This window comes from Bradyrhizobium sp. GW821-FHT13H05 (genome assembly GCF_058804065.1).
In genome coordinates, this window is record NZ_JBXAPO010000004.1 from 158470 (window position 1) to 183536 (window position 25067).

21 protein-coding genes are annotated in these 25067 nt (G+C 65.6%); 9 read left to right on the top strand and 12 right to left on the bottom strand.

The genetic code is table 11. The features are described from left to right. Nucleotide 1: 1 nt before the first annotated feature. Entirely contained in the window at nucleotides 2–1609 is a 1608-nt protein-coding gene (locus AC1RR3_RS14090) for an L-aspartate oxidase (protein WP_492823484.1), read from the top strand. A gap of 11 nt (nucleotides 1610–1620) precedes the next feature. Then, a complete protein-coding gene (gene nadC / locus AC1RR3_RS14095; RefSeq protein WP_492823486.1) occupies nucleotides 1621–2499 on the top strand; it encodes a carboxylating nicotinate-nucleotide diphosphorylase in 879 nt (292 codons plus the stop codon). Between the two features lie 189 nt (nucleotides 2500–2688). Here the strand turns inward: nadC and AC1RR3_RS14100 are convergent, their stop codons facing one another. The 3 genes from AC1RR3_RS14100 to AC1RR3_RS14110 all read right to left on the bottom strand — a co-directional run bounded on the left by AC1RR3_RS14100 (nucleotide 2689) and on the right by AC1RR3_RS14110 (nucleotide 7909). Next, entirely contained in the window at nucleotides 2689–4140 is a 1452-nt protein-coding gene (locus tag AC1RR3_RS14100) for a cell wall hydrolase (protein WP_492823488.1), read from the bottom strand. A gap of 589 nt (nucleotides 4141–4729) precedes the next feature. Then, nucleotides 4730–7657, bottom strand: coding sequence for a pyruvate, phosphate dikinase (gene ppdK, locus AC1RR3_RS14105; protein WP_492823490.1), 2928 nt, complete (start codon nucleotides 7655–7657; stop codon nucleotides 4730–4732). A gap of 96 nt (nucleotides 7658–7753) precedes the next feature. Continuing rightward, a complete protein-coding gene (locus AC1RR3_RS14110) occupies nucleotides 7754–7909 on the bottom strand; it encodes a DUF3096 domain-containing protein (protein WP_018648785.1) in 156 nt (51 codons plus the stop codon). Nucleotides 7910–8132: 223 nt separating this feature from the next. Here AC1RR3_RS14110 and AC1RR3_RS14115 point away from each other — a divergent pair, with 223 nt between their 5' ends. Further along, nucleotides 8133–8486, top strand: coding sequence for a DUF1236 domain-containing protein (locus AC1RR3_RS14115; RefSeq protein ID WP_492823493.1), 354 nt, complete (start codon nucleotides 8133–8135; stop codon nucleotides 8484–8486). A 292-nt stretch (nucleotides 8487–8778) separates the two neighbouring features. On the opposite strand, the gene glyS is transcribed toward AC1RR3_RS14115, so the two are convergent. From glyS to AC1RR3_RS14145, 6 genes are all read right to left on the bottom strand, one after another. Further along, nucleotides 8779–10968, bottom strand: a complete 2190-nt coding sequence (gene glyS / locus AC1RR3_RS14120) for a glycine--tRNA ligase subunit beta (RefSeq protein WP_492823495.1) — start codon at nucleotides 10966–10968, stop codon at nucleotides 8779–8781. Next, complete coding sequence (locus AC1RR3_RS14125; protein ID WP_008131461.1) at nucleotides 10968–11903, bottom strand: glycine--tRNA ligase subunit alpha; 936 nt, start codon at nucleotides 11901–11903, stop codon at nucleotides 10968–10970. The genes glyS and AC1RR3_RS14125 overlap by 1 nt, the downstream gene beginning before the upstream one ends. Nucleotides 11904–12040: 137 nt before the next feature. Next, entirely contained in the window at nucleotides 12041–12232 is a 192-nt protein-coding gene (locus AC1RR3_RS14130) for a hypothetical protein (RefSeq protein WP_027558178.1), read from the bottom strand. A gap of 104 nt (nucleotides 12233–12336) precedes the next feature. Then, nucleotides 12337–13245 (bottom strand): S49 family peptidase, encoded by a 909-nt coding sequence (locus AC1RR3_RS14135; protein WP_492823498.1) that lies wholly within the window; start codon nucleotides 13243–13245, stop codon nucleotides 12337–12339. 216 nt (nucleotides 13246–13461) lie between these two features. Continuing rightward, a complete protein-coding gene (locus AC1RR3_RS14140) occupies nucleotides 13462–14223 on the bottom strand; it encodes a tRNA1(Val) (adenine(37)-N6)-methyltransferase (RefSeq protein WP_492823500.1) in 762 nt (253 codons plus the stop codon). After that, the gene (locus AC1RR3_RS14145; RefSeq protein WP_080135683.1) at nucleotides 14216–14443 is read right to left on the bottom strand and encodes a putative signal transducing protein; all 228 of its coding nucleotides are present in this window, start codon (nucleotides 14441–14443) and stop codon (nucleotides 14216–14218) included. Before AC1RR3_RS14145 ends, AC1RR3_RS14140 begins: the two co-directional genes overlap by 8 nt. Before the next feature lie 132 nt (nucleotides 14444–14575). Between AC1RR3_RS14145 and AC1RR3_RS14150 the strand changes: the two genes are divergently transcribed. The 5 genes from AC1RR3_RS14150 to AC1RR3_RS14170 all read left to right on the top strand — a co-directional run bounded on the left by AC1RR3_RS14150 (nucleotide 14576) and on the right by AC1RR3_RS14170 (nucleotide 19309). Then, nucleotides 14576–15583, top strand: a complete 1008-nt coding sequence (locus AC1RR3_RS14150; RefSeq protein WP_492823503.1) for a polyprenyl synthetase family protein — start codon at nucleotides 14576–14578, stop codon at nucleotides 15581–15583. A 398-nt stretch (nucleotides 15584–15981) separates the two neighbouring features. After that, on the top strand, nucleotides 15982–16497 hold the full coding sequence (locus AC1RR3_RS14155; protein ID WP_492823505.1) for a winged helix-turn-helix transcriptional regulator: 516 nt from the start codon (nucleotides 15982–15984) through the stop codon (nucleotides 16495–16497). Between the two features lies 1 nt (nucleotide 16498). Further along, nucleotides 16499–17761, top strand: a complete 1263-nt coding sequence (gene fabF / locus AC1RR3_RS14160) for a beta-ketoacyl-ACP synthase II (protein WP_492823507.1) — start codon at nucleotides 16499–16501, stop codon at nucleotides 17759–17761. A 44-nt stretch (nucleotides 17762–17805) separates the two neighbouring features. Beyond that, nucleotides 17806–18438, top strand: a complete 633-nt coding sequence (locus AC1RR3_RS14165) for a LysE family translocator (RefSeq protein WP_492823508.1) — start codon at nucleotides 17806–17808, stop codon at nucleotides 18436–18438. Beyond that, nucleotides 18431–19309: an alpha/beta fold hydrolase gene (locus AC1RR3_RS14170; protein ID WP_492823510.1), complete on the top strand. Its 879-nt coding sequence runs from the start codon at nucleotides 18431–18433 to the stop codon at nucleotides 19307–19309. The genes AC1RR3_RS14165 and AC1RR3_RS14170 overlap by 8 nt, the downstream gene beginning before the upstream one ends. 116 nt (nucleotides 19310–19425) lie before the next feature. Here the strand turns inward: AC1RR3_RS14170 and AC1RR3_RS14175 are convergent, their stop codons facing one another. The 3 genes from AC1RR3_RS14175 to AC1RR3_RS14185 form a co-directional block, all read right to left on the bottom strand. After that, the gene (locus AC1RR3_RS14175) at nucleotides 19426–20310 is read right to left on the bottom strand and encodes a 4-(cytidine 5'-diphospho)-2-C-methyl-D-erythritol kinase (protein WP_492823512.1); all 885 of its coding nucleotides are present in this window, start codon (nucleotides 20308–20310) and stop codon (nucleotides 19426–19428) included. Nucleotides 20311–20335: 25 nt separating this feature from the next. Beyond that, nucleotides 20336–22129, bottom strand: a complete 1794-nt coding sequence (locus AC1RR3_RS14180; RefSeq protein WP_492823514.1) for a tetratricopeptide repeat protein — start codon at nucleotides 22127–22129, stop codon at nucleotides 20336–20338. A 295-nt stretch (nucleotides 22130–22424) separates the two neighbouring features. Next, entirely contained in the window at nucleotides 22425–24086 is a 1662-nt protein-coding gene (locus AC1RR3_RS14185) for an electron transfer flavoprotein-ubiquinone oxidoreductase (protein WP_492823516.1), read from the bottom strand. 135 nt (nucleotides 24087–24221) lie between these two features. Here AC1RR3_RS14185 and AC1RR3_RS14190 point away from each other — a divergent pair, with 135 nt between their 5' ends. Then, nucleotides 24222–25031, top strand: coding sequence for a uracil-DNA glycosylase (locus tag AC1RR3_RS14190; protein WP_492823518.1), 810 nt, complete (start codon nucleotides 24222–24224; stop codon nucleotides 25029–25031). Nucleotides 25032–25067: the final 36 nt, after the last annotated feature.

Here is a 25067-nt window from a genome sequence, read left to right on the forward strand (position 1 = left end):
CATGCAGGACAACATCCACAATCTCACCCGCAACACCGATGACGTCGTCATCGTCGGCGGCGGCCTTGCCGGACTCTTTTGCGCGCTCAAGCTCGCGCCGCGGCCGGTGACGCTGATCTCGGCCGCACCGCTCGGACAGGGCGCATCGTCCGCATGGGCGCAAGGCGGCATCGCCGCGGCGGTGGCCGAAGGCGATACGCCGGAAGCGCATGCTGCCGATACCATTGCGGTCGGCGGCGGCCTCGTCGACGAGGCAGTCGCACTCGGCATCGCGCGCGAGGCCGCGCCACGCATTCATGACCTTCTCGCCTATGGCGTCCCGTTCGATCGCGATCTCGAAGGCCGACTCGCAGTGGGGCGTGAAGCCGCGCATTCGGCGCGGCGCATCGTGCACGTGCGCGGCGACGGCGCGGGCGCGGCGATCATCGCGGCCTTGAGCGAGGCGGTGCGCCGCACGCCATCGATCCGGCTGATCGAAGGCTTTGTTGCCGAAGCCCTGTTGACGGACGACGGCGCCGTCACCGGCCTTCAATTGCGGGAGGCCGGCAATGCCGCCGCCCGGCCTGTCCTGCTCGCCTCACGCGCGATCGTGCTCGCGACCGGCGGCCTCGGCCATCTCTATGGCGTCACCACCAACCCGCTTGAAGCCAGCGGCTCCGGCCTTGCAATCGCGGCCCGCGCCGGCGCTATCATCGCCGATCCTGAATTCGTGCAGTTCCATCCCACCGCCATCATGGTCGGCCGCGATCCGGCACCGCTGGCAACGGAGGCACTGCGCGGCGAAGGCGCCACGCTGATCAACGGCCGCGGCGAACGTTTCATGCTGGCGCTCCATCCGCTCGCCGAGCTCGCGCCGCGCGACATCGTCGCCCGCGGCGTGTTCGCGGAGATCGCGGCCGGGCGCGGTGCCTTCCTCGATGCGCGGCAGGCGCTCGGCGCGCGCTTTGCCGACAAATTCCCGACCGTGCATGCAAGCTGCATCGCCGCCGGCATCGGTCCCGCGACGCAGGCGATCCCGATCGCGCCGGCCGCGCACTACCACATGGGCGGCATCGCGGTGGATGAACGCGGTCGCAGCTCGATCGACGGGCTCTGGGCCGGCGGCGAGGTGTCGTCCACCGGCGCGCACGGTGCCAACCGCCTCGCCTCGAATTCGCTGCTAGAGGCGGTCGTCTACGCCGCGCGCATCGCCGACGACATCGCCGGCCGCGCCATCCTTTCGCCTGCACGCCTTCCCGATGCGCTGGTGACGCGACCCGACGGCACACCGGACGCCGCCGGTGCGAAGCGTTTGCGCGCGACGATGAGTGCACATGTCGGCGTCATCCGCGACGCTGACGGGCTTGCAGAGGCCGTGCGCAGCTTTGCCGCGCTCGAACACGAAGCCACCAGCGCGGCTGTTCGCAACATGGCGATTTCGGCCCTGCTCGTCGCCACTTCCGCCTGGAGCCGGCGCGAGAGCCGCGGCGCGCATTTCCGCATCGATCATCCGGCGGACGTCGCCGCGCTGGCGCAGCGAACGATGACCACGCTCGCCGCAGCGCGCGAGGTCGCAGAAAACCTCACCGAACGTCCTATGCCGCGCACCGCGCAACCTATGATCGCCTGACGGAGTTTATCATGATCATCCCGACCTCTCTGCTCTATCCCGACGCTTTCCTCTCGCCGCTCGCGATCGACGAGGCCGTGCATCGCGCGCTCGACGAGGATCTCGGCCGCGCCGGCGACATCACCTCGCTCGCGACGATCCCGGAAGCGACCAAAGCACAGGCGATCCTCGTCGCGCGCCAGTCCGGCGTGATCGCCGGCCTGCCGCTGGCGCTGGCGACGCTGCAAAAACTCTCACCCGACATCGAGGTACGCGCGCATGTCCGCGACGCCGCGCGCGTCGCCCGCGGACAGCATGTGCTGACGATCTCGGGTCCCGCGCGCGCCATCCTCACGGCGGAGCGGACCGCGCTCAACTTCGTCGGCCGCCTGTCGGGCGTTGCGACGCTGACGGCCGACTACGTCGCGCGCACCGAGGGCACCAGGATGCGCATCTGCTGCACGCGAAAGACGACGCCGGGATTGCGGGCTCTGGAGAAATACGCGGTGCGCTGCGGCGGCGGCTTCAACCACCGCTTCGGGCTCGACGACGCGATCCTGATCAAGGACAACCACATCGCGGTCGCCGGCGGCATCGGTGCGGTGCTGGAGCGCGCCCGGGCGCATGCCGGCCATCTCGTCAAAATCGAGATCGAGGTCGATACGCTGGCACAGCTGCGCGCGGTGCTGGACACGGGAATGGCTGACGCCGTCCTGCTCGACAACATGGATTTTGCGACGCTGCGCGAGGCTGTCAGGCTCAATGAGGGCCGCCTCGAGCTGGAGGCGTCCGGCGGCGTCACGCTGGACTCGATCGCCGCGATCGCGGCGACCGGCGTGGACTATGCGTCGGCCGGCGCGCTGACACATTCGGCGCCGAACTTCGATTGCGCACTGGATATCGAGGCGTGATCTCTTCGCCTCTCCCCGCGTGCGGGGAGAGGCCGGAATTCGCGCTGAAAGCGCGGATTCCGGGTGAGGGGGAGTCTCCGCGAGGTCAGCTCTCACCGTCCTCGTGGAGAGTCCCCCTCACCCCAACCCTCTCCCCGCAAGCGGGGCGAGGGAGCGCAGTTGCGCTTGCGGCGACAGCCGCAAACCATCTCAGCGCCGCTCGCTCACACCCATCTCGGCGGAGCTCTTGGCTTCCTGCGCGAGCTCGGCCGAAAGCGCCGCCGTCTGGGCCGGGGTGCCCCAGCTCGGTTCCTCGCTGCCGTCGCCCCAATTGCGCGGGCGGTAGAAGGTGTGGACGCCGGTCTTGTACAGCTTCTTCATCTCGGCGACCCAAGACGGCCGCACCCAGTAGGCGTGATAGTGCGTGGACTTGCCGACCTCGGGCAGCCAGATCTGGCCGTCGAGCATCGCCTTCGAGATCTTCTTCGCGCGTTCCCACATCTCTGGCTCGCGGATCACGTCGGGATTGTTGTCACAGGCGAAGGTGAACTGGCAGGCGAGGTGACGGTACTTGTTCTGGTACACTACGCCGCACACCGTATCGGGGTATTTGCCGGAGAACACGCGGTTCATCACGACTTGCGCGACCGCCATCTGGCCACGCACGGCCTCGCCACGGGATTCGAAATAGACGGCCTCGGCGAGACACTTCTCCGACTTCGCGCGCGACTTGTCGTCGAGCGCGAGCCGCTCGGCCGGCGATTTGGCGCGCTGGTTGTCGGCGTTGACCTCGCCCTTCGGCGCGACGCTCTCGCCGCTCTCGATGTCCTTGGCGATCTCCTCCGTCGGCGGCGACAGCGAAGCCGTCACCTTCATGTCGGGATCGGGCATCACGATCAGCGGCTCGGCGCCGGGCTGCCAGCTCTCGATGCTTTCGACATTGCCGCCGAGCGAGGAGCTCCCGAAGAACAGGTTCGAGGTCTTGACGCTGAAGGGATCGCGCGGCGCGGCCGGCGCAGTGGCCCGCTTCAGCGCTTCCAGCGGCTGCACCGCAAACGAGCGCGCAAGGTCGCTGGCCTTTGGCGGATTGGCATATTGCGGCAAAGGCGGCGCGCGTAGTGCTTCTGCGAGCTCCGGGTCGAGCGCAGCTGCGGACTCCGGCGACATCGCTTGCGGCAGGGCGACGGTCTTGGCGCCGAACACCGAACTGTTCGACTTCGCGGGATCTTCCTGCGCAGGCACGGCGGCCGGAGCGGCCGTCTCGGGCACCTGCGTGGGCGCAACGGCTGCGAGACGATCACCCTTCATGGAGCGATCGACCTTGGGAAAATCTGCGGCCTGGTAGCGCGGCGGCGCCTGGAGCGCCGGATTGCGGCTGATCGCGCCGGTGACGTCGCGGCCATCGATGCTTGCGAGGCGAACCATCGCGCTCTGCGGAACCGACGTGCCGATCGGGCGGGAAAAACTGTAAGTGGCGAGCTGGATCGAGGACGCGGCAGAAAACACCTGCTTCTGCCAGCGCTCGGCGACGCCGGGTTGGCGCGCCAGCAAAGAGGCAATGTCCTGATAGCCGGTCTCTCTCGGCATCAATGCGAAGATGCAGAGACCGATGCCGAAGGACGCGAACCGCGCGCCCTTCGGATGGTTACGCAACACTGACATCAACACGCTCACGCTACGCTTACTCTAGAAGGATCAAGCCGCAGTACATCCGTGCAATTCGATCTTTATCGTGAGTATCTAATTTAGGTTGCCGGGGCGTTAATCGCCGTTGCGCGCGCGGCACACTCAAGCAAACACAGGTGTTTTCACGGGGCAATTGCACGCGTGGTAAACGTCCGCTGACGTGAAGCGGTAAACATCTGGTCAACGCGAATGGTGAAGGAACTCTTGCGCGCACGTATCATTACGGGACGCGCGATGAGTTCCCGGTGTTGCAAGAAGAGCTTCGACAACAACGGCTGTCATGCTCCGCGAAAGCGGGGCATCCAGTACGCCGCGGCCTCTCCGTATCCTCGCACTGTCTCGGAGTACTGGATCGCCCGCCTTCGCGGGCGATGACAGCGAGCGTGCGGCATGCGCGTGCAACAATCTCGTCATTGCGAGCGCAGCGAAGCAATCCAGAATCTTTCCGCGGCGGCAGTCTGGATTGCTTCGCTGCGCTCGCAATGACGGCGTGGAGAGAGCGGTGGCAAAATGAAAGAGGCGGGGTTTGGCCCCGCCTCTCTCGAACTCACTCTTTCAATACGTCTTACGCCTGGCTCGCGATCGCCTTGCCAAGCGCGGCCTGCGCCGCCGCAAGGCGGGCGATCGGCACGCGGTAGGGCGAGCAGGAGACGTAGTCGAGGCCGATGTTGTGGCAGAAGGCGACGGAGGCGGGATCGCCGCCGTGCTCACCGCAGATACCGACCTTGAGCTTCGGACGCGTCTTGCGGCCGCGCGCGACGCCGATCTTGACGAGCTCGCCGACGCCCTCCTGGTCGAGCGCCACGAAGGGATCGATCGGGAGGATGCCCTTGGACACGTAGGTCCCGAGGAAGCTCGCGGCGTCGTCGCGGCTGATGCCGTAAGTCGTCTGCGTCAGATCGTTGGTGCCGAAGGAGAAGAACTCGGCGCTCTCCGCGATCTCCGCCGCGAGCAGGCAAGCGCGCGGCAGCTCGATCATGGTGCCGACCTGGTACGCGATCTTGGTATTGCTGTCGCGCATTACCGCCTTCGCGGTGGCGTCGATACGCGCCTTGACGAGGTCGAGCTCCATCTTGGTCGCGATCAGCGGCACCATCACCTCGAGGCCGACGGCCTTGCCGGTGCGCTTCTCGGCCTCGACCGCGGCCTCGAAGATCGCGCGCGCCTGCATCTCGGCGATCTCGGGATAGGCGATCGCGATACGGCAGCCGCGGAAGCCGAGCATCGGATTGAATTCCGAGAGCTCGCGCGCACGATCGGCCAGACGCCGCGGATCGGTGTTCATGGCGCGCGCCACTTCCTCGACCTCGGCGTGGGTGTGCGGCAGGAACTCGTGCAGCGGCGGGTCCAGCAGGCGGATCGTGACGGGCAGGCCCTTCATGATCTCGAACAGCTCGACGAAGTCGGCACGTTGCATCGGCAGCAGTTTTGCCAGCGCCGCGCGGCGCGACTGCTCGTCCTCGGAGAGGATCATCTCGCGCACCGTGCGGATGCGCGTCTCCTCGAAGAACATGTGCTCGGTGCGGCACAGGCCAATGCCTTCCGCGCCGAACTTGATCGCGGTGCGCGCGTCTTCCGGCGTATCGCCATTGACGCGAACGCCGATCTTGCGGACCTGGTCAGCCCAGGTCATGAGCGTGCCGAACTCGCCGGAGAGCTCCGGCTCGATCATCGGCATGCGGCCGGCCAGCACCTGGCCGAGCGAGCCGTCAATGGTGATGACGTCGCCGGTCTTGAAGGTGCGCGAGCCGATGCTCATGGTGCCGCGGCCGTAGTCGACACGGATAGTGCCGCAGCCGGAGACGCAGGGCTTGCCCATGCCGCGCGCGACCACCGCCGCATGCGAGGTCATGCCGCCGCGGGTGGTCAAAATGCCTTCGGCGGCGTGCATGCCGTGGATATCTTCCGGGCTGGTCTCGATGCGCACCAGGATCACCTTGCGCCCGTCGGCCTGAAGCTTGGCCGCTTCATCCGAGGAGAACACGATCTCGCCGGAGGCAGCACCCGGGGATGCCGGCAGGCCGGTCGCGATCACGTCGCGCTTGGCGCCGGGATCGATGGCCGGATGCAGCAGCTGATCGAGCGAAGCGGGATCGATCCGCGTCACCGCTTCCTTCTTGGTGATCAGGCCCTCATTGGCGAGCTCGACCGCGATGCGCAGCGCCGCCTTGGCGGTACGCTTGCCGCCGCGGGTCTGGAGCATCCACAGCTTGCCCTGCTCGACCGTGAACTCCATGTCCTGCATGTCGCGGTAGTGTTTCTCGAGCAGCGTGTAGATCCGCGTCAGCTCCTTGAAGGCCTCCGGCATCGCCGCTTCCATCGACGCCTTGTCGGAGCCCGACTCTTTCCGCGCGTCCTCGGTGATGTCCTGCGGCGTGCGGATGCCCGCCACCACGTCTTCACCTTGCGCGTTGATCAGGAACTCGCCGTAGAGCTTGCTCTCGCCGGTCGAGGGATTGCGCGTGAAGGCAACGCCGGTGGCCGACGTCTCGCCCATGTTGCCGAACACCATGGCCTGCACGTTGACCGCGGTGCCCCAGGACTCGGGGATATCGTGCAGCTTGCGATAGGTCACCGCGCGCGCATTCATCCAGGAGGAAAACACAGCACCAATCGCGCCCCAGAGCTGGTCGTGCGGATCCTGCGGAAAATCCTTCCCCGTCTCGCGCGCGACTGCATCCTTGTACTTGCCGACCAGGTCGACCCAGTCCTCGGCCGTGAGGTCCGTATCGAGCGTGTAGCCCTGGCTGTCCTTGAAGGTGTCGAGGATTTCCTCGAAGTGATGATGCTCGAAGCCGAGCACCACGTCCGAATACATGGTGATGAAGCGGCGATAGCTGTCATAGGCGAAGCGGCGGTCGCCCGACAATTCCGACAGCGCTTCCACGGTCTCGTCGTTGAGGCCAAGATTCAGCACGGTGTCCATCATGCCCGGCATCGAGGCACGCGCGCCGGAGCGCACGGACACCAGCAGCGGGTTCTTGGTGTCGCCGAAGATCTTCCCGGTCAACTTGCCGACATGGTCCAGCGCCTTCTCAACCTGCGACTGCAATTCCTTCGGGTAGGACTTGTCGTGTGCGTAGAAGTAGGTGCAGACCGAGGTCGGGATGGTGAAGCCAGGAGGCACGGGAAGGCCGAGATTGGCCATCTCGGCGAGATTGGCGCCCTTGCCGCCGAGCAGGTCGCGCATCTCGGAGCGGCCCTCGGCCTTGCCGTCGCCGAATGTGAACACCCATTTGCCGGCCTTCGCCGCGGCTGGCGCCGCCTTGGCGGGGGCCGGCTTCTTCGCAGCGACCTTCGGAGCAACCGGCTTGGTCACAGCCTTCGCAGCCGGCTTGGCTGCGGGCTTCGCCGCCGCCTTTGCAGCGGGTTTGGCGACCGGCTTCGGGGCGCTCTTGGCAAGTGCCTTGCGGGCCGCCGGCGCGGCGGTCGCCTTGCCGGAGGACTTTGATTTCGCTGGAGTTTTATTGGGCTTCGAGGCGGCTTTGGCCATAGCTTGCACACAACCTGCGAGAGGAAAGGGAAATCGCGCGCCTTACACCACTTTGGGCAGGGTCGCGCAAGTCGAAGAGTTCCGGAAAATGAAGGCCTAGAGATGGAGCCACTTCAACAATCCGAGCCCGATCGCACCATTTACGATGAGAAAGATCGCAACGATCAGGTTGAGAAGGCGCGGCATGATCAAAATGAGCACGCCCGCAATCAGCGACAGGATCGGCGAAATGTGGGCGACAGTGATGTGCATGAACTATCTTTCCGTGGAGGTGAGGCGAATCGCGGGCGGATCATAGCGGACCCGGTTCCGCGGGTAGAGACGCACTGGGGGTCGTGCGAGTTCCCGGCTTCGCGAAAACTGCCCGAAAATGCCGCGAATGCGGCAGGGCATTTTCCGGAACATCATGCGCGTCGCAGCATTGGCAACCGGTCGCGCCACTGGCGCCGGCTGAATCATGTCGAAGGAGTTGTCCATGCGGAACAGGATTCTCGCTCTCGCAACGCTTGGCGCCGCGCTCGGTGCGCCGATCGCGGCACAGGCGCAGACAGGTATTACGGTGGGACGTGCACCCGTCGTGGTCGACAGCGGCCCGACCATTGAGGTCGAACAACGACCCGCCTTTCGTGACTATGTCGTCGAACAACGTGTGCCGGCCTTCCGCATTCCGGACCGCGTGGTGGTTGGAGCCACCTTACCCGAGAGCGGCGTCACCTATTATGACGTGCCGCAACGTTTCGGCGCCACCACCTATCGCTACACCGTCGTGAACGGCGAGACCGTGCTGGTCGAGCCGCGCTCGCGCCGCATCGTCGAGGTGATGGATTAGACTCTGGTCCGGATGCGTTTGCCTTGCACGAACCGGTCTCCACGTCGCTCGAAAACGCTCTGCACGACTCGATGTCCGGCGCGTCAAATCAGGCTGACGCGCATCGCGTAGTCGGACATCAGGCCCCGCCCGGTCTCCCCCCGCCGGGCGGGGCTTTTTTCTCTCGTGTCCCGGGCAAGCGAAGCGCAGACCCGGGACCCAGAAGCTCCGAGCACGCGGCCAGCATGGGCCCCGGCTCTGCAGCGCATCACGCCGCGAAGACGCGGCGCGCTGCGCAGCGTCCGGGGCACACTCAATCCTGGATCTTCGAGAAATCCGCCACCGCGCGCGTGGCGCTGCGGATCTCGTTCAGCAGCTTCAACCGGTTCTCGCGCACCTTCGGATCATCGTCGTTGACGCGGACTTTTTCGAAGAACGCATCGACCGGCGGACGCAGCTTCGCCATCGCACTCATCGCGGCGGCAAAGTCTTCCTTGGCGACCGCAGCACTTGCTTCCGCTTGCACCTCGCCGATCGCCTTGGCCAGCGCCTTCTCCTCACCGAGGCCGTAGAGCGCCGCATCCGGCGCGCCGTCGAAGGTGCGCTTGTCCTTTTTCTCCTCGATGCCAAGGATATTGCTCGCGCGCTTGATGCCGGCCAGCAGGTTCTTGCCGTCGTCGGATTCGAGGAACTTGCCAAGCGCCTCGACGCGTCGGACGATCATCAGGAGATCGTCCTGCCCGCCAAGCGCGAGCACGGCATCGACGAGATCGTGACGCGCGCCCTGCTCGCGAAGTTGGACTTTCAGGCGGTCGGCGAAGAAGGCGAGCAAATCACCGACCAGTGAGACAAGGTTGTCGCCCGCGATCGGTCCGCCTTTTCGGAGGAACGTCGGATTGGGGGTCGGATTACGAACAACTCGAACAATGTTCTCGAACGCAACGTCACTACCGCGCATGATATGAAGCGCGATCGCATCCTGGAAAATCGGCGTCAGGGAAATACGATCACTCTGCTCCAACAGAATTCTGATCACGCCCAGCGCGGCGCGGCGCAACGCGTAAGGATCCTTGCTGCCCGTCGGCTTCTCGTCGATGGCCCAGAAGCCGACGAGCGTGTCGAGCTTATCTGCAAGCGCGACCGCAACGCTGACGGGATCGGTCGGCACACGATCCGTAGGCCCCTGCGGCTTATAGTGCTCCTCGCAGGCCGCGGCGACGGAGGCATCCTCGCCCTGCGCCAGCGCGTAGTACTTGCCCATCAGACCCTGCACTTCAGGGAATTCACCGACCACTTCGGTCAGCAAATCCGCCTTTGCCAGATGCGCAGCGCGCGTCGCCTTGGCGACGTCAGCACCAACAAGCGGCGCGATCTCAGCCGCCAAGCGCTCGATACGCTTGATGCGCTCCGCCTGCGTCCCGAGCTTCTCGTGAAACACGATCTGATCGAACTTCGGCAGACGGTCTTCCAGCTTGGTCTTCAGGTCCGTCTCATAGAAGAACTTCGCATCCGACAGGCGCGGACGGATCACGCGCTCGTTGCCCGCGACGATGACCTTGCCGCCGTCGGTCGCCTCGATATTGGCGGTGAGGACGAACTTGTTGGTCAGCTTGCCGGTCTTGGCATCCCTGACCACAAAACACTTCTGGTTGTTGCGGATGGTGGCGCGGATCACCTCTTCGGGGATCGCGAGATATTCCGCTTCGAACGATCCCATCATGACGACAGGCCATTCGACGAGGCCCGAGACCTCATCCAGCAGCACCTGGTCCTCGACCAGCTCAAAGCCTTGCGCAAACGTCAATTCCTTGGCGTCGGCGAAGATGATGTCCTTGCGCGCCTGCGGATCGAGGATGACTTTTGCGGCCTTCAGCTTCGCCTCATAGTCCTCGAAGCGGCGCACGTTGATCGCAGCTGGCGCCATGAAGCGGTGGCCGTAGGTGGTCTGGCCGGTCGCGATGCCGTCGACCTCGAACTTCACGACATCGGGCTCTTCCGTCTCGGGCCCGAACGTCGCAGTGATCGCGTGCAGCGGACGCACCCAGCTCAGCGAGCCCGGTTTTCCGGAGCGCGCGCCCCAGCGCATCGATTTCGGCCAGGGGAAGGTGCGGATGATCACCGGCAGAATCTCGGCAAGCACGTCGATCGCGTCGCGGCCGGGCTTCTCGATCAGCGCGATGTAGAAGTCGCCCTTGGGATCGCGCTGGATCTTGGCCTCATCCAGCGACGTCAGACCTGTGGCTTTCAGAAAACCCTGCACGGCCGCGTCGGGCGCGCCCATTTTCGGCCCGCGGCGTTCGGTCTTCAGATCAGGCTGGCGCGCAGGGATGCCGTGCACGGTGAGCGCGAGGCGGCGCGGCGTCGAGAACGCCTTGGCGCCCTCATAGACGAGGCCTTCGGCGACGAGCTTGTCGGTGACCATGCGGCGCAGGTCGTCAGCCGCCTTGGCCTGCATGCGCGCGGGGATTTCTTCCGAGAACAGTTCAAGCAAAAGATCGGGCATCAGGCCGCTCCGCCCGCTTCAGTATGGATCCAGGCCTCGCCGCAGGCTTTTGCAAGTTCGCGAACACGAAGAATATAGCTCTGCCGCTCCGTCACGGAGATCACCCCGCGCGCGTCGAGCAAATTGAAGACGTGGCTTGCCTTGATGCACTGGTCATAAGCTGGCAGCGCCATCAGATGCGCCTCGCGCTTGCCGTCCTTCCAGCCTGCTTCCAGATACTTTCTGCACGCGCCTTCCGCCATCTTGAACTGCTCGAACAGCATCGCGGTGTCGGCGACTTCGAAATTGTGCTTCGAATATTCCCGCTCGGCCTGGAGGAAGACGTCGCCATAGGTGACCTTGGCGTCGCCGTCGCGGCCGTTGAAATTGAGATCGTAGACGCGGTCGACGCCCTGCACATACATCGCGAGGCGCTCGAGCCCATAGGTGAGCTCGCCCGCGACCGGCGCGCATTCGAAGCCCGCGACCTGCTGGAAGTAGGTGAACTGGCTGACTTCCATGCCGTCGCACCAGCACTCCCACCCCAGGCCCCAGGCGCCCAGCGTCGGGCTCTCCCAGTCGTCCTCGACGAAGCGGATGTCGTGCACGGCGGAATCGATGCCGATCGCGGCGAGCGACTTCAGGTACAGCTCCTGAAGGTTCGGCGGCGACGGCTTCATGATCACCTGGAACTGGTAGTAGTGCTGCATCCGGTTCGGATTCTCGCCGTAGCGGCCGTCCTTGGGCCGGCGCGAGGGCTGCACATAGGCGGCGTTCCAGGGCTTCGGACCGAGCGCGCGCAAGGTGGTCGCCGGATGGAAGGTCCCCGCGCCCATCTCCATGTCGTAGGGCTGCAGGATCACGCAGCCCTGCTCGGCCCAGAACCGCTGGAGCGCGAGGATAAAACCCTGGAACGAGCGTTCCGGGCGCATATGGGCGGGCAATGAGGCGTCCATCGTCAGATCAGGCTCTCGCGGGGGTTTTGAATCGCGCGGGACCGTATCGACGGCGGGGGTGGGAATCAAGGCAAAGGGGGCCGCTTCTTACCTCTCCCGCTTGCGGGAGAGGTAGCGCACCTTGCTCGCGGAGAGAGCTAACCCGGCCGGTAAGCCCCGGTCACGGGGTCACGCTTCAACGTCTGGATATCCCCCATATGGGCGGCTTCGGCGACGCGTGAGAGGCGCATCTCCTCCAGCTCCTGGTTGATCCGGACAGCGGTCTTGTAGGCCCAGCGGACCACGGCAAGCCCGCCCAGGACGCCCGCGAAAGCGACGAACGGCGGCATCTGTCGATCCTCGTCTATTGCTCAGCCCCCACGCATATTCTTGCGCAGACCGGGCCGCGCCGCAATTGGCTCGGGCCGGACCAAATGGCGCGGGAGGGCGTCGCCTAGAACCCGAATTTTGCCCAAATCGCCCGCGTCTCCACCGCCGAGATCAGCTCGTCCGGCAGGCCGGCCATTGATTCCATGGCCGAAAGCTGCCCCGCGCCGGGCGATTTCCGCCCCAAAAGGCCGGACAGGAGGCCGGTCGGTTGGGCAATCACGGGGGTGAGAACCTTCTCGCCATAACGGGCACGAAGAGTTGAGCGGAGATCGCCGATGCTGTCGGCGAGCCCCAGCGCGACCGAGCTCTCGCCGGCCCAATATTCTCCCGTGAACAGCGTGTCGTCGGCGCCCTTCAGCCGCGCGCCGCGGCTCTCCTTCACCAGCGAAATGAAGATCTGGTGGATCTCGCGCTGGAGTGCTTTCAGCTTGGCGACGTCATCGGGGTTTTCGGGCAGGAACGGATCGAGCATCGCCTTGTGCGCGCCGGCGGTGTAGAGGCGCCGCTCGATGCCGAGCCGCTTGATCGCCTCCTGGAAACCGAAGCTGCCACCGACCACGCCGATCGAGCCCAGGATCGAGGACGGATCGCAGAAGATCTCGTCGCCGGCGCAGGCGATCATGTAGCCGCCGGAGGCCGCGACGTCCTCGACGAACACCAGCACCGGCAGCTTCTTCTCGGCCGCGAGCTGCTTGATGCGCAGATAGATCTGGCGCGACTGCACCGGCGAGCCGCCGGGCGAATTGATCACCAGCGCCACCGCCTTGGCGTTCCGCATCGAGAAGGCACGCTCCAGCACCCGCGCGACGCCCGCGAGCGACATGCCCGGGCGCAGCGGCGTCACCGCACCGATCACGCCGGACAGCCGCACCACCGGCACGACAGCCGTGCCGGGGCGGAAGCGTGCCGGCAGATATTGCATGAGCTTGTCGGCCAGGCCGGAACTCTCACGATCGTTCAATTGTTCGGCCATGCCGTTACCCCTGATTAACCATTTCTTATCACGCGACTGTCATTGGAAGTGCCTGGAACGTGTTTTGCAGATTCCTCGTTGGGAAGCTGCAATGAAGCAGCGGAGGAAACGCCATGAAGATCTATCTGCTGATGCTGCTGATCGGTGCGCTTTTCACGGCGATTCGCTTTACGTCCCCGCAAGACCAGCAGACGGAATCGCTTCCGCAGTAAGCCGTCACGGCTCCATCAGCGGCAACGCCGCCCTCCCCTCCAGAATATCCCTCACCTCTTTTTTAGGCACGCGTGACTCCTCGTTGAGCATGAGCCCCGGCAGCAATCGCGTCGGAGCCCTGCCGCCTTTGATCGCGCGCACCAGCACGCGGATCGCGGGCCGTCCCGCTTCACCATGAACCGGCAGGACCACAAGGCTGCCGAAGCCGCGTGACAGCGCTGCCAAAACCTCGGCGATACCATCTGCGCGCCAGATCAATGTCAGCGCGGCATTCGATCGGAGGATACGCCGCGCTGCATGCACCCACGCATGCAGCGTCTCCTCGGTCGCCACATGCGCGCTCTGGCGAGCCTGATCCGGCGAGCCGCGATGGCGGGCGGCATCGTTGAAGGGCGGATTCATCAGCACCACGTCGACACTGTCAGGCACGAGCCCATGTGCCGCAAACGCCTGCGCATCCGCCGTGACGTCGAGCACGATTGCGTCAGCGGCAATCGCGTTCGCCGCCGCATTGGCGCGCGCCAACTCCGCCAGTTCCGGATCGATCTCGACCAGGCTGAGCCTGATCCCCGCCACGCGCTGCGCCAGCGCCAGCCCGGCTGTGCCGATGCCGGCGCCGAGATCGACCACGCAGTCGCCCGCTCGCGCCTCCGTCGCCGCCGCAAGCAGGATGGCATCGTGCCCGGCGCGATGGCCGGATCGCTTCTGCTTCAGCAGCAACTGGCCGCCGAGAAAGGCGTCCTCGGTGAAGTCGGCCTCAATCATCGCCGCGCAGTTCGTGGCTGAGGCCCGCCTCGGTCAGGAGCTGCCGGGCTTCGAGGGCGTCGTCTTCATGGACCAGGATCCGCCGCGGCAGAATGCCGAGCGAGCCCTCGATGATGCTCATGTTCTGGTCCAGCACCAGATGATGGATATTGGCGCCGTCGAGCAGCGCGCCGATCGCCGACACCAGCACCATATCGTTGGTCCGAACCAGTTCACGCAAAACGCAGGTCTCCTGCCTGAAGGGCCTAAAGCGGCAAATGTCAATGGTTCCGCAGGCCTTGCCGCATTCGCCTCCAGTTTCTATTGTATTTCCATCAGAATAGCCCTTCCGGGGCAAATATTGGAGACCGGCGTGGCCGTCATCGTACCTTTCGAAACTCCCGGCGCGTCGATCGAAGAGCTGGTTGCCCTTGTCGCTCCTGATATGGAGCGCGTCAACGCCACGATCCTGTCGCGGACCGGTTCTGATGTGACCATGATCCCGGAGGTCGCCAACCATCTGATCTCTTCCGGCGGCAAGCGGCTGCGGCCGATGCTGACGCTCGCGATGGCCAACCTCGCCGGCTACACCGGCGACGGCCACATCAAGCTCGCCGCCTCCGTCGAGTTCATGCACACCGCCACCCTGCTCCACGATGACGTCGTCGACGAGAGCGAGATGCGCCGCGGCAAGCTGTCGGCGCGCATGCTCTGGGGCAACGAGGCGAGCGTGCTGGTGGGCGACTTCCTGCTGGGCCAGGCGTTCCGCATGATGGTCGAGGTCGGCTCGCTGCGCGCGCTCGACATCCTCTCCGCGGCCGCCGCCACCATCGCCGAGGGCGAGGTGATGCAGCTCGCCGCCGCCAAGAACACCGCCACCACCGAGGACGAATATCTCGCCGTGATCCGCGGCAAGACCGCCGAACTGTTCGCAGCCGCCTGCGAGGTCGGCCCCGTGATTGCCAACCGCCCGAAGGCGGAGCAGACCGCCTGCCGCTCGGTCGGCATGAATCTCGGCATCGCCTTCCAGCTCGTCGACGACGTGCTCGACTATGGCGGCAAGAGCGCCAAGCTCGGCAAGAACACCGGCGACGATTTCCGCGAGGGCAAGATCACGCTGCCGGTGGTGCTCGCCTTCCGCCGCGGCAACGACACCGAGCGCGCCTTCTGGATCCGCGCGCTGGAGCGCGGCGAGATCGGCGACACCGATCTCGACCACGCCATTGGGTTGATGAACAAGCATCGCGCGCTGGAAGACACAATCAGCCGCGCCCACCACTACGGCGCCATGGCCGTAGACGCGCTGGCACTGTTCCCGTCCTCGCCGATGAAGAGCGCGCTCGAGCAGGTGGTGGCATTCTGCCTGGCGCGGTCGCACTAGGGCCGATCGCTCCAACACGCCTATCGCTTCGGCTCCGCTCTTGGTCCCGTCATCCTGAGGCGCTCGCATAGCGAGCCTCGAAGGTTGCACGGCCGAGATGCAGCCGGGCCGCTCACCCTTCGAGGCTCGCTGCGCTCGCAGCTCAGAGTGACGGCGATGAATAGGTGCGCGCAGCCCCCGCATTGTCATGGCGAGCGCGGCGAAGCAATCCAGAATCCCGCCGCGGAAACAGTCTGGATTGCTTCGCTGCGCTCGCCATGACGGAGTATGGCGCCCGGCCATTGTTCGCCAACCAGCAACCCAATTCGCAGCAGCAGCTTCGCCGTTCGATCCGCCCGTGCATGCTTCTGCTCGCCTAGTTACTTGCATTTTGCAAGCCACTACCCTAGCTTCCTGCCATGCAGCCCAAATCCGCCTCCATCCAGGAATGCCCGGTCGGCCGCGCCGTGGAGACGGTCGGCGAGTGGTGGAGCATTTTGATCCTGCGGGATGCATTCCAGGGGGCGACGAAGTTTGACGAGTTCGCGCAAAATCTCGGCATCGCACCGAACATCCTGTCGCGGCGGCTCGCCCATCTCACCGCGTCAGGCATGTTCGTCCGCCGCCGCTATCACGAGCGGCCGCCGCGCTACGAATATGTGCTGACGGACAAGGCGCGGGATTTCTTCCCTGTGGTCGCGGCGCTGCTCGCCTGGGGCAACAAGCATCTCGCGCCGAAGGGCGAAGCCATCCTGCTGGCGAGCCGCGCCGATTGCCGTCCGTTCGATCCGGTCGTGGTCGATGCCGCCGACATGCAGCCGATCACGCTCGACAACGCGGTCATCATCGCGGGGCCGGGCGCCAGCCGCTTGATGCGCCGGCGGCTTGCTTCTCTCAAGGCCATGAATCCGGCCGTTGCGCCGGCTGGAGACTGACATGCGTCGTATCGTCGTGACCGGAATGGGCGCGGTGTCGCCGCTCGCCTGTGGTGTCGAACTCTCGTGGCGCCGGCTGCTCGCCGGCCACAGCGGGCTGCGTCCCCTGCCCGAATGGTCGCAGGCGCTTCCCGCACGCCTTGCCGGCCTCGTGCCCGGCAAGGCCGACGACGCCGATGGCGGCTTCGACCCTGCGCAGGCGGCCGCACCAAAAGACCAGCGCAAGATGGACCGCTTCATTCTCTTCGCGCTGCTCGCCACCGCAGAGGCGGTCTCACAAGCCGGATGGGCACCGCAGGACGCGAGCGCGCTGGAACGGACCGCGACAATCATCGCCTCCGGCGTCGGCGGCTTCCCGGCCATGGCAGAGGCGGTACGCATCACCGAGCAGCGCGGCGTGCGCCGGCTCTCGCCATTCACAATCCCCTCGTTCCTCGCCAACCTCGCCGCCGGCCACGTCTCGATCAAACACGGCTACAAGGGGCCGCTGGGAACACCGGTCACCGCCTGCGCCGCCAGCGTCCAGGCGATCGGCGATGCCGCACGCATGATCCGCGCCGGCGAAGCCGATGTCGCAATCTGTGGCGGCGCGGAAGCCTGCATCGATATCGTCAGCCTCGGTGGTTTCGCTGCCGCACGCGCGCTGTCGAGCTCCTTCAACGACGAGCCTGCGCGGGCCTCGCGCCCGTTCGATCGTGACCGCGACGGCTTTGTCATGGGCGAAGGCGCCGGCATTCTGGTGATCGAGGAGCTCGAACATGCGCTGGCGCGCGGTGCGGCGCCGATCGCGGAGATCGTCGGCTACGGCACGACGGCGGATGCCTATCACATGACGTCGGGTCCGCCCGATGGCGACGGTGCCCGCCGCGCCATGGAGATCGCGCTGCGGCAGGCAGGCCTTGCGCCCACTGATTTGCAGCACCTGAACGCGCATGCGACATCGACGCCGGCCGGCGACGAGAGCGAGCTTGGCGCCATCGGCGCGCTGTTCGGCCGCAGCCGCGGCATTGCCGTGAGCGCGACCAAATCGGCCACCGGCCATCTGCTCGGCGCCGCCGGCGGCCTGGAGGCGATCTTCACCATCCTCGCCTTGCGCGACCAGGTCGCGCCGCCGACGCTCAATCTCGAAAACCCCGACGCGAGCGCTGACGGCATCGACATCGTCGCAGGCAGCGCGCGGCCGATGCCGATGCGGCACGCCATCTCCAACGGTTTCGGCTTCGGCGGAGTGAATGCCAGCGTGATCTTCCGCCACGCGGGCTAGACGCGAGGGCTTGCAATCGCCCCACGCATCGCTACCAAAGCAGGATGACCGAAACCAATTTCTGGCTGTTCCTGGCCGCTGCTTGTCTCATTGCCGCCGTTCCCGGCCCCGGCATCTTCTACGTCGCGGCGCGGACCCTGTCGGAAGGCCGCGCGAGCGGCTTTGCATCGACCGCGGGCACGGCGCTGGGCGGCCTCGTCCACGTCGTCGCGGGCAGCCTCGGCATCTCCGCGATTATTCTGGCGAGCGCGGAACTGTTTGCCGCCGTGAAATTCGTCGGCGCGCTTTATCTGGTATGGCTCGGCATCAAGACGTTTCGCGGCGCCGGCCGCGCGCTGTCGCTGAAGAACGAGCCCGTCGGGGACAAGCGCGCCTTTCGCGATGGCGTGCTGGTCGAGGGGCTGAACCCGAAGACCGCCGCGTTCTTCCTTGCCTTCATTCCGCAGTTTCTCGACCCGGCGGGATCCAACATCACGCTGCAATTCATCGTGCTCGGCTCGATCTCCGTGACGCTGAACACGCTCGTCGATGTCATCGTGGTGCTGATGGCCTCCGCGACACGCACGCAGCTGATCGGAAGACCGGATCTGATGCGGCGTCTAACCCAAGGCTCCGGCATCTTCATCGCGGGCCTCGGCCTCTCGCTCGCGCTGGCGCGGCGGCCGGCAAATGGATAGCGCCCCGCAAAGTCGCCACTATGAGTCGCACGGCCTTCGGCTGCACTATGCCGATTGGGGCAACGAGGGTGCACCACCCCTCATCCTGGTCCACGGCGGCCGCGATCATTGCCGGAGCTGGGATGTCATCGCCCGGTCGCTGCGGCCGCATTTTCACGTGATCGCCCCCGACCTGCGCGGCCACGGCGATTCCGACTGGACCAAGGGCGGCAGCTACGCGCTGACCGAGTATGTCTACGATCTCGCCCAGCTCGTCCGCAGCATTGCGGCGCCTCAAATCACGCTCATCGGCCATTCGATGGGCGGCATGGTGAGCCTGATCTTTACAGGATCGTTCCCCGAGCAGGTCACGAAGCTCGTCGTCCTCGACGGCGTGACCATGCTGCCGGACACCCCAAAAGCACCGACGCATGAGCGCATCGCCAAATGGGTCAGCCAGCTCGACAGACTGCACGACCGCACGCCGCGCCGCTATTCGACCCTCGCGGACGCCGCAGCGCAGATGGTGCTTCACAACAAGCGTCTGTCCCGCGACCTCGCACTGCATCTTGCAACGCACGGCGCGCGACAGAACGAGGACGGCACCTATAGCTGGAAGTTCGATCCCTATCAGCGTGCCTCTGCGCCGCACCGGCTCTGGCCGGACGACCACGTCGCGCTGTGGTCGCGCATTGCGTGTCCGACACTGCTGCTGAACGCCGGCGAGAGCTTTCTGGCGGGCGCCAGGGGAGCGGGCCTGGAGCGCTACTTCCCGCAGGCGCGCGTCGAGACCATCGCCGGGGCCGGACACTGGCTGCAGCACGACAAGCCGCAAGAGGTGTTGGGTGAGATCCGGCGGTTCTTGGGATTGGCCGAGGACGGCACCGGTTAGCTCCGAATCGTAGCCCGGATGGAGCGCAGCGTAATCCGGGACCGCCGCTTGCGCGCGCAAGAACCCGGATTGCGCTGCGCTCCATCCAGGCTACGGCAGCGTCGCCGCGGAAATACCTAGCTCAGCGTCCCCGCATGCACCCACCAGCCGGAGTGGTCGCGCCGGATTCTCTCCGCGGCGGCATGGGCCTCGGCAGGCGCGCCGTAGATCGCAAAGCAGGTCGCGCCCGAGCCGGACATGCGGGCGAGCTTGACGCCGGCGGAGTCGCGCAAGGCTTCCAGCACCTCGCCGATCACGGGCTCGATGCGCAGCGCAGGCGCTTCGAGATCGTTTGGGACGCTATCGAGGACTTCGACCCAATCGGTAATCGATCCACCCGCTTCCGGCCAGGCCGGAGCTTCGAGGACAGAGGTGGCGCCGACCAGAAGTTCGCCGTTGCGCAGGCCGAGCTCCCTAAACACGTCCTTGGTGGCAACAGGCACGCGCGGATTGACCATCACGCAGGGCATGCTCGGCAGCGCCAGCGGCAACAACTGCTCGCCGACGCCGGTCATGTCGCAGGCGCGCGAAAACAGGCACACCGGCACGTCCGCGCCGGTCGCGAGCGCGACCTTCTGCAGGCGGGGATCATCGAGCGAGAGATTGTTGAGGCGCGCCAGCAGCCGCAGCGCGGCCGCAGCATCCGCCGAGCCGCCGCCGATGCCGGCGGCAACGGGGAGCACCTTGTCGAGAGCGAAGGCACCAAGCTTCAGGCCCGGCACGGCCTCAGCCAACAGCTTGGCCGCCTTGAACACGAGATTGTCGGCAGTATCGCCGCATGCGGCAGCGAGAGGACCTGTCGCGGTGAGCTTCAGCTCGCCGCCAGGCTCCAGCGTGAGCCGATCGGCGCAGTCGGCAAACGCAACCACGCTTTCGAGATCATGATAACCGTCAGCACGACGGCCGACGACGCGAAGGCTCAAATTGACCTTCGCGCGCCCCTCTTCAATCAACGCCGACATTGGCGATCAGCCCCCAAACGCACTCTCAGCCGCCCTTGCCGTCGTCCTTCTTCTTGTCCGCCTGCGCGGCCGAAGAGTTCGAATCGTCCGCCATGCCGTTGGCGATCTTGGCCTCGATCTTTGGAAGGTCATCCGGCTCGGGCTTGAGATCGCGGGCGTGCGCCCACTGGAATTTGGCTTCCAGCGTGCGGCCAACGCGCCAATAGGCGTCACCAAGGTGGTCGTTGATGGTGGGATCCTCAGGCTTGAGGTCGATCGCGCGCTCGAGGTTCTTTACCGCCTCCTCGTAATTGCCGATGCGGTAATAGGCCCAGCCGAGGGAGTCGACGATATAGCCGTCGTCGGGACGCTGCTCGACGGCACGCTTGATCATCTTCATGCCTTCGTCGAGGTTCACGCCCTGGTCGATCCAGGAATAGCCGAGATAGTTGAGGACGTGCGGCTGGTCGGGCTGCAGCTCGAGCGCCTTCTTCATGTCGGCTTCGGCCTTGCTCCACTCCTTGGAGCGCTCCTCGCAGATGCCGCGATAATAATACCAGACGCTGTTGGCCTTGTCGTTGCCGGCCGGCAGCACGTCGATACCCCGCGAATAGGTCGCGCCGCAGTCGCCGAACTTCTTGCGGCCACGCTCGATATTGCCGAGCGCCATGATGGCTTCGAGATCCTTGGCATCGTCAGTGGTGACGCCCTTGAGGATCTTGATCGCGTCTTCGGTACGGTCGGCGGAGTCGAGATCAATGGCGAGCTGGATCTGCGCATTGCGCTTCAGGGGCGATGTGGCAGGCACGCGCTCATAGACCTTGATCGCCATCTGCGGCCGCTTCACCGATTCATAGAGATCGGCGAGCGAGAGCAGCGCCAGCGGATGGGTCGGCTGGAGGTAGAGCGAGAGCTGGAGATAGACCAGCGCCAGATCCTCGCCGCCGCGGCGGGTCAGCGTGGCGCCGATGCCGTAGAGCGCTTCCGCAGCACCAGCCTGCGCGGAATCGACCAGCGGCGGCAGCTTCTTGCCGGCCTTGGTGTCGCGCAGACCTTCCACGATCAACGGGTGGCGGGCGAGTTTCTTGTCGAAAGCCTGATAGACAGTGGTCGCCGCGGCCGCATCCTTGTTACGCGACAGCCAGCGCGCATAGGCCTCGGTGACGCGCAGCATGGAATCGTCGAGCTTGTAGGCACGCTCGAAGCGGGTGCCGGCGTCCTTCTCCTTGCCGGAGAGCTCGAGGATCATGCCGGCGTGGAGGTCCTTGAACAGCGGATACCATTCGGGACCGGCCAGCTTGTCGATGGTGGCGACACCGCCCTTGGCATCGCCGGCGCCATAGGCGGCCCAGCCCGACAGCAGTGTCGCGACGAGATCGGTGATCGGACCGCGGATCGACTGGTTGATGTTGCTCTGCGCGGTCGCGTACTTCTTCATCTTGAGATCGTGCACGCCGACGACGAGCCGCGCGACGCGATTGGTCTTGTCGATGGTGAGGATGCGCTCGGCGAGCTTGACCGCCTCGTCGATGTCGCCGTCGGCGACCGAGGAGATGAAGGCGCGGTCGAGCAGCTCGTTGTTCTTGGGGTCGGTGCGGAGCGCCGAGCGGTAGAACGCGGCGGCCGAGGCGGCGTCACGCTCGACGCTGGCGTGGCGGGCGGCGAGATAGCTGCCGGAGGTCGTGAGCGACTTCAGATCGTTTCGGGTCGGAAACTGCGCCGCCGTGTCGGACGGATGATCCGGCGTCTGCGCCAGGACCCTGCCGGGGACCGTCGCGATCGCTGTGCCCATGAGGGCGATGGCGGCAACAGTCCAGCGGTTGAAACGATTTGAGAACATCAGGGCTCGCCTTGGGTTGGTAGTGCCTGGGTTTGCAGCAGAAGGCCGTATCGCATGCGAACGCGGCCGGTGGCATGGGGACCCGGAACCGTCGGGCCGACAATGCCGCTTTTGGCGTCTCGCCGCAAGGATTCGGACCGGGCGATCCCCTCCGCACGCCCCAAATCGGCCAAGAGAGCCCCAAGACCCCGCTACTATGGCCTTATCGTGGCCGCGGCAGGTGGCACGGGGTTCTCACGCGAACGTGCGCCAGATCACCTTTTGTGACCCGGTCGCTCGCATTTGACCCGCGCTCTTACATCGCCTCGTAGTTCGGGCCGCCACCGCCCTCCGGGGGAACCCAGGTGATGTTGCCGTTGGGGTCCTTCACGTCGCAGGTTTTGCAGTGGACGCAGTTCTGGGCGTTGATCTGGTAGCGCGGGCTCGAACCTTCCTCGACCCACTCGTAGACGCCGGCCGGGCAATAGCGATTCGAGGGTCCTGCGAACACGTCATGCTCGGACGCCTTCTGCAGGTTCATGTCGGCAACCCGGAGATGGACCGGCTGGTCCTCCTCGTGGTTGGTGTTGGACAGGAATACCGAGGACAGCTTGTCGAAGGAGATCTTGCCATCCGGCTTCGGGTAGTTCTTCGGCGCGTGGGTCTTGGCCGGATCGAGCGTCGAGCGATCGGGCTTGGCGTGCGACTGCGTACCGAACAGCGAGCCACCAAACAGCGTATTGCACCACATGTCGAAGCCGCCGAGGGCTACGCCGAGGACGGTGCCGAACTTCGACCACAGCGGCTTGACGTTGCGGACCAGGAACAGATCCTTGCCGACCGACGAGGAGCGCCACGCGTTCTCGTAATCGACGATCTCGTCATTGGCACGATCGGCGGCGAGCGCGGCGGCGACGTGCTCAGCCGCAAGCATGCCGGTGCCCATTGCATTGTGCACGCCCTTGATGCGGGGCACGTTGACGAAGCCGGCCGCGCAGCCGACCAGCGCGCCGCCGGGGAAGGTGAGCTTCGGCACCGACTGGTAGCCGCCCTCGGTGATCGCGCGCGCGCCATAAGCAAGCCGCTTGGCGCCTTCAAAGGTGCCGCGGATCGAGGGATGGGTCTTGAAGCGCTGGAACTCGTCGAACGGCGACAGATAGGGATCGTCGTAGTTCAAATGCACGACGAAGCCGACGGCGACGAGATTGTCGTCGTAGTGATAGAGGAACGAACCGCCGCCGGTCTTCAGATCGAGCGGCCAGCCGAACGAATGCTGGATCATGCCCTTCTGGTGCTTGGCGGGATCGATCTGCCAGACTTCCTTGAGGCCAATGCCGAACTTCGCCGGCTCGCTCTTGGAATCCAGCGCGAACTTCGCGATCAGCTGCTTGGTCAGGCTGCCGCGCGCGCCTTCGGCGAACAGCGTGTACTTGCCGAGCAATTCCATGCCGCGGGTAAAGGAGTCCTTCGGCTTGCCGTCCTTGCCGATGCCCATGTCACCGGTGGCGATGCCCCTCACTGCGCCGTGCTCGTCATAGAGCACCTCAGCCGCTGCAAAGCCGGGATAGATCTCGACGCCGAGCGCTTCGGCCTTGCGCGCCAGCCAGCGGCAGACATTGCCGAGCGAGCCGATATAGCAATGATGGTTGTCCATCAGCGGCGGCATCATGAAGCCCGGCAGCTTGATCGCGCCGCCGGCGGTCATCCAGTAGAAGCGATCGTCCTTGACCTGCGTCTTCAGCGGGCAGTCGGAATCCTCGCGCCAGTCCGGAATGAGCTTGTCGAGCCCGGCCGGGTCGATCACGGCACCGGAGAGAATGTGCGCGCCGACCTCGGAACCCTTCTCCACGACGACGACGTTGAGATCGGCGTTGAGCTGCTTCAGCCGGATCGCCGCGGCCAGGCCCGAGGGGCCGGCGCCGACGATGACGACGTCGAATTCCATGGATTCGCGCGGGGGAAGTTCTTCGGTGCTCATCTGATCTCAGCCCTTGAGACGGTCCTTGGTCAATTGCGCCCTCTTGTTTCCGATTTTTCCGGGTAGGACAACCTCGGAAATGCATTTCGCTGGGATGCAAGGCGGCCCAAGGTGATATAAAAGTCAGACTTTCCCATGATCCCTGAACCCGCACCCACCGTCCGAGAGCTGCTCGCCTTCTATCTGGAGGCCGGAGTCGACTGCGCGCTCGCGGAGGAACCGATCGACCGCCTGGCGGAATTGGACGCCCCGGCGCCGCCCCCGCGCGCAGCACCTCCGGTCGAGGCACCACGGCCTGTCGCCGCGCCGACGGTGATGCGCGGCGAGGCCGCACCCGCGCCCGACATTGCCATCGCCTCGGCACGCGAGGCCGCGCGCACCGCGCCGACGCTCGAGGCCTTGCGCGAGTTGATGCAAAACTTCGAAGGCTGCGCGCTGAAGCACACCGCAACACGGCTGGTGTTCGCCGATGGCAATCCGCAGGCGCGCATCATGTTCGTCGGCGAAGCTCCGGGCCGCGACGAGGACATTGAAGGGCTGCCCTTCGTCGGGCGGAGCGGCAAGCTGCTCGACCTCATGATCGGGGCGATCGGGCTCAACCGCACCACGGCCTATATCGCCAATGTGATTCCGTGGCGACCGCCCGGCAACCGCACGCCGACGCCGCAGGAGACGCAAATCTGCCTGCCCTTCATCCAGCGCCAGATCGAGCTGGTGAACCCGGACGTTCTGGTGACGCTCGGCAATCCCTCGACGCAGACGCTGCTCTCGACACGCGAAGGCATCATGCGCACCCGCGGCCGCTGGTTCGACTACGAGACGGGCCAACGCACCATCCGCGCACTGGCGACGTTCCATCCGGCGTATCTGCTGCGCTCACCGTCCTACAAGCGACTGGCCTGGCAGGATCTGCGGGCGATCGCGAAGGTGCTGGCGGGCGCGTAAGGGACGGCACGCTCCCTCTCCGTCATTGCGAGGAGC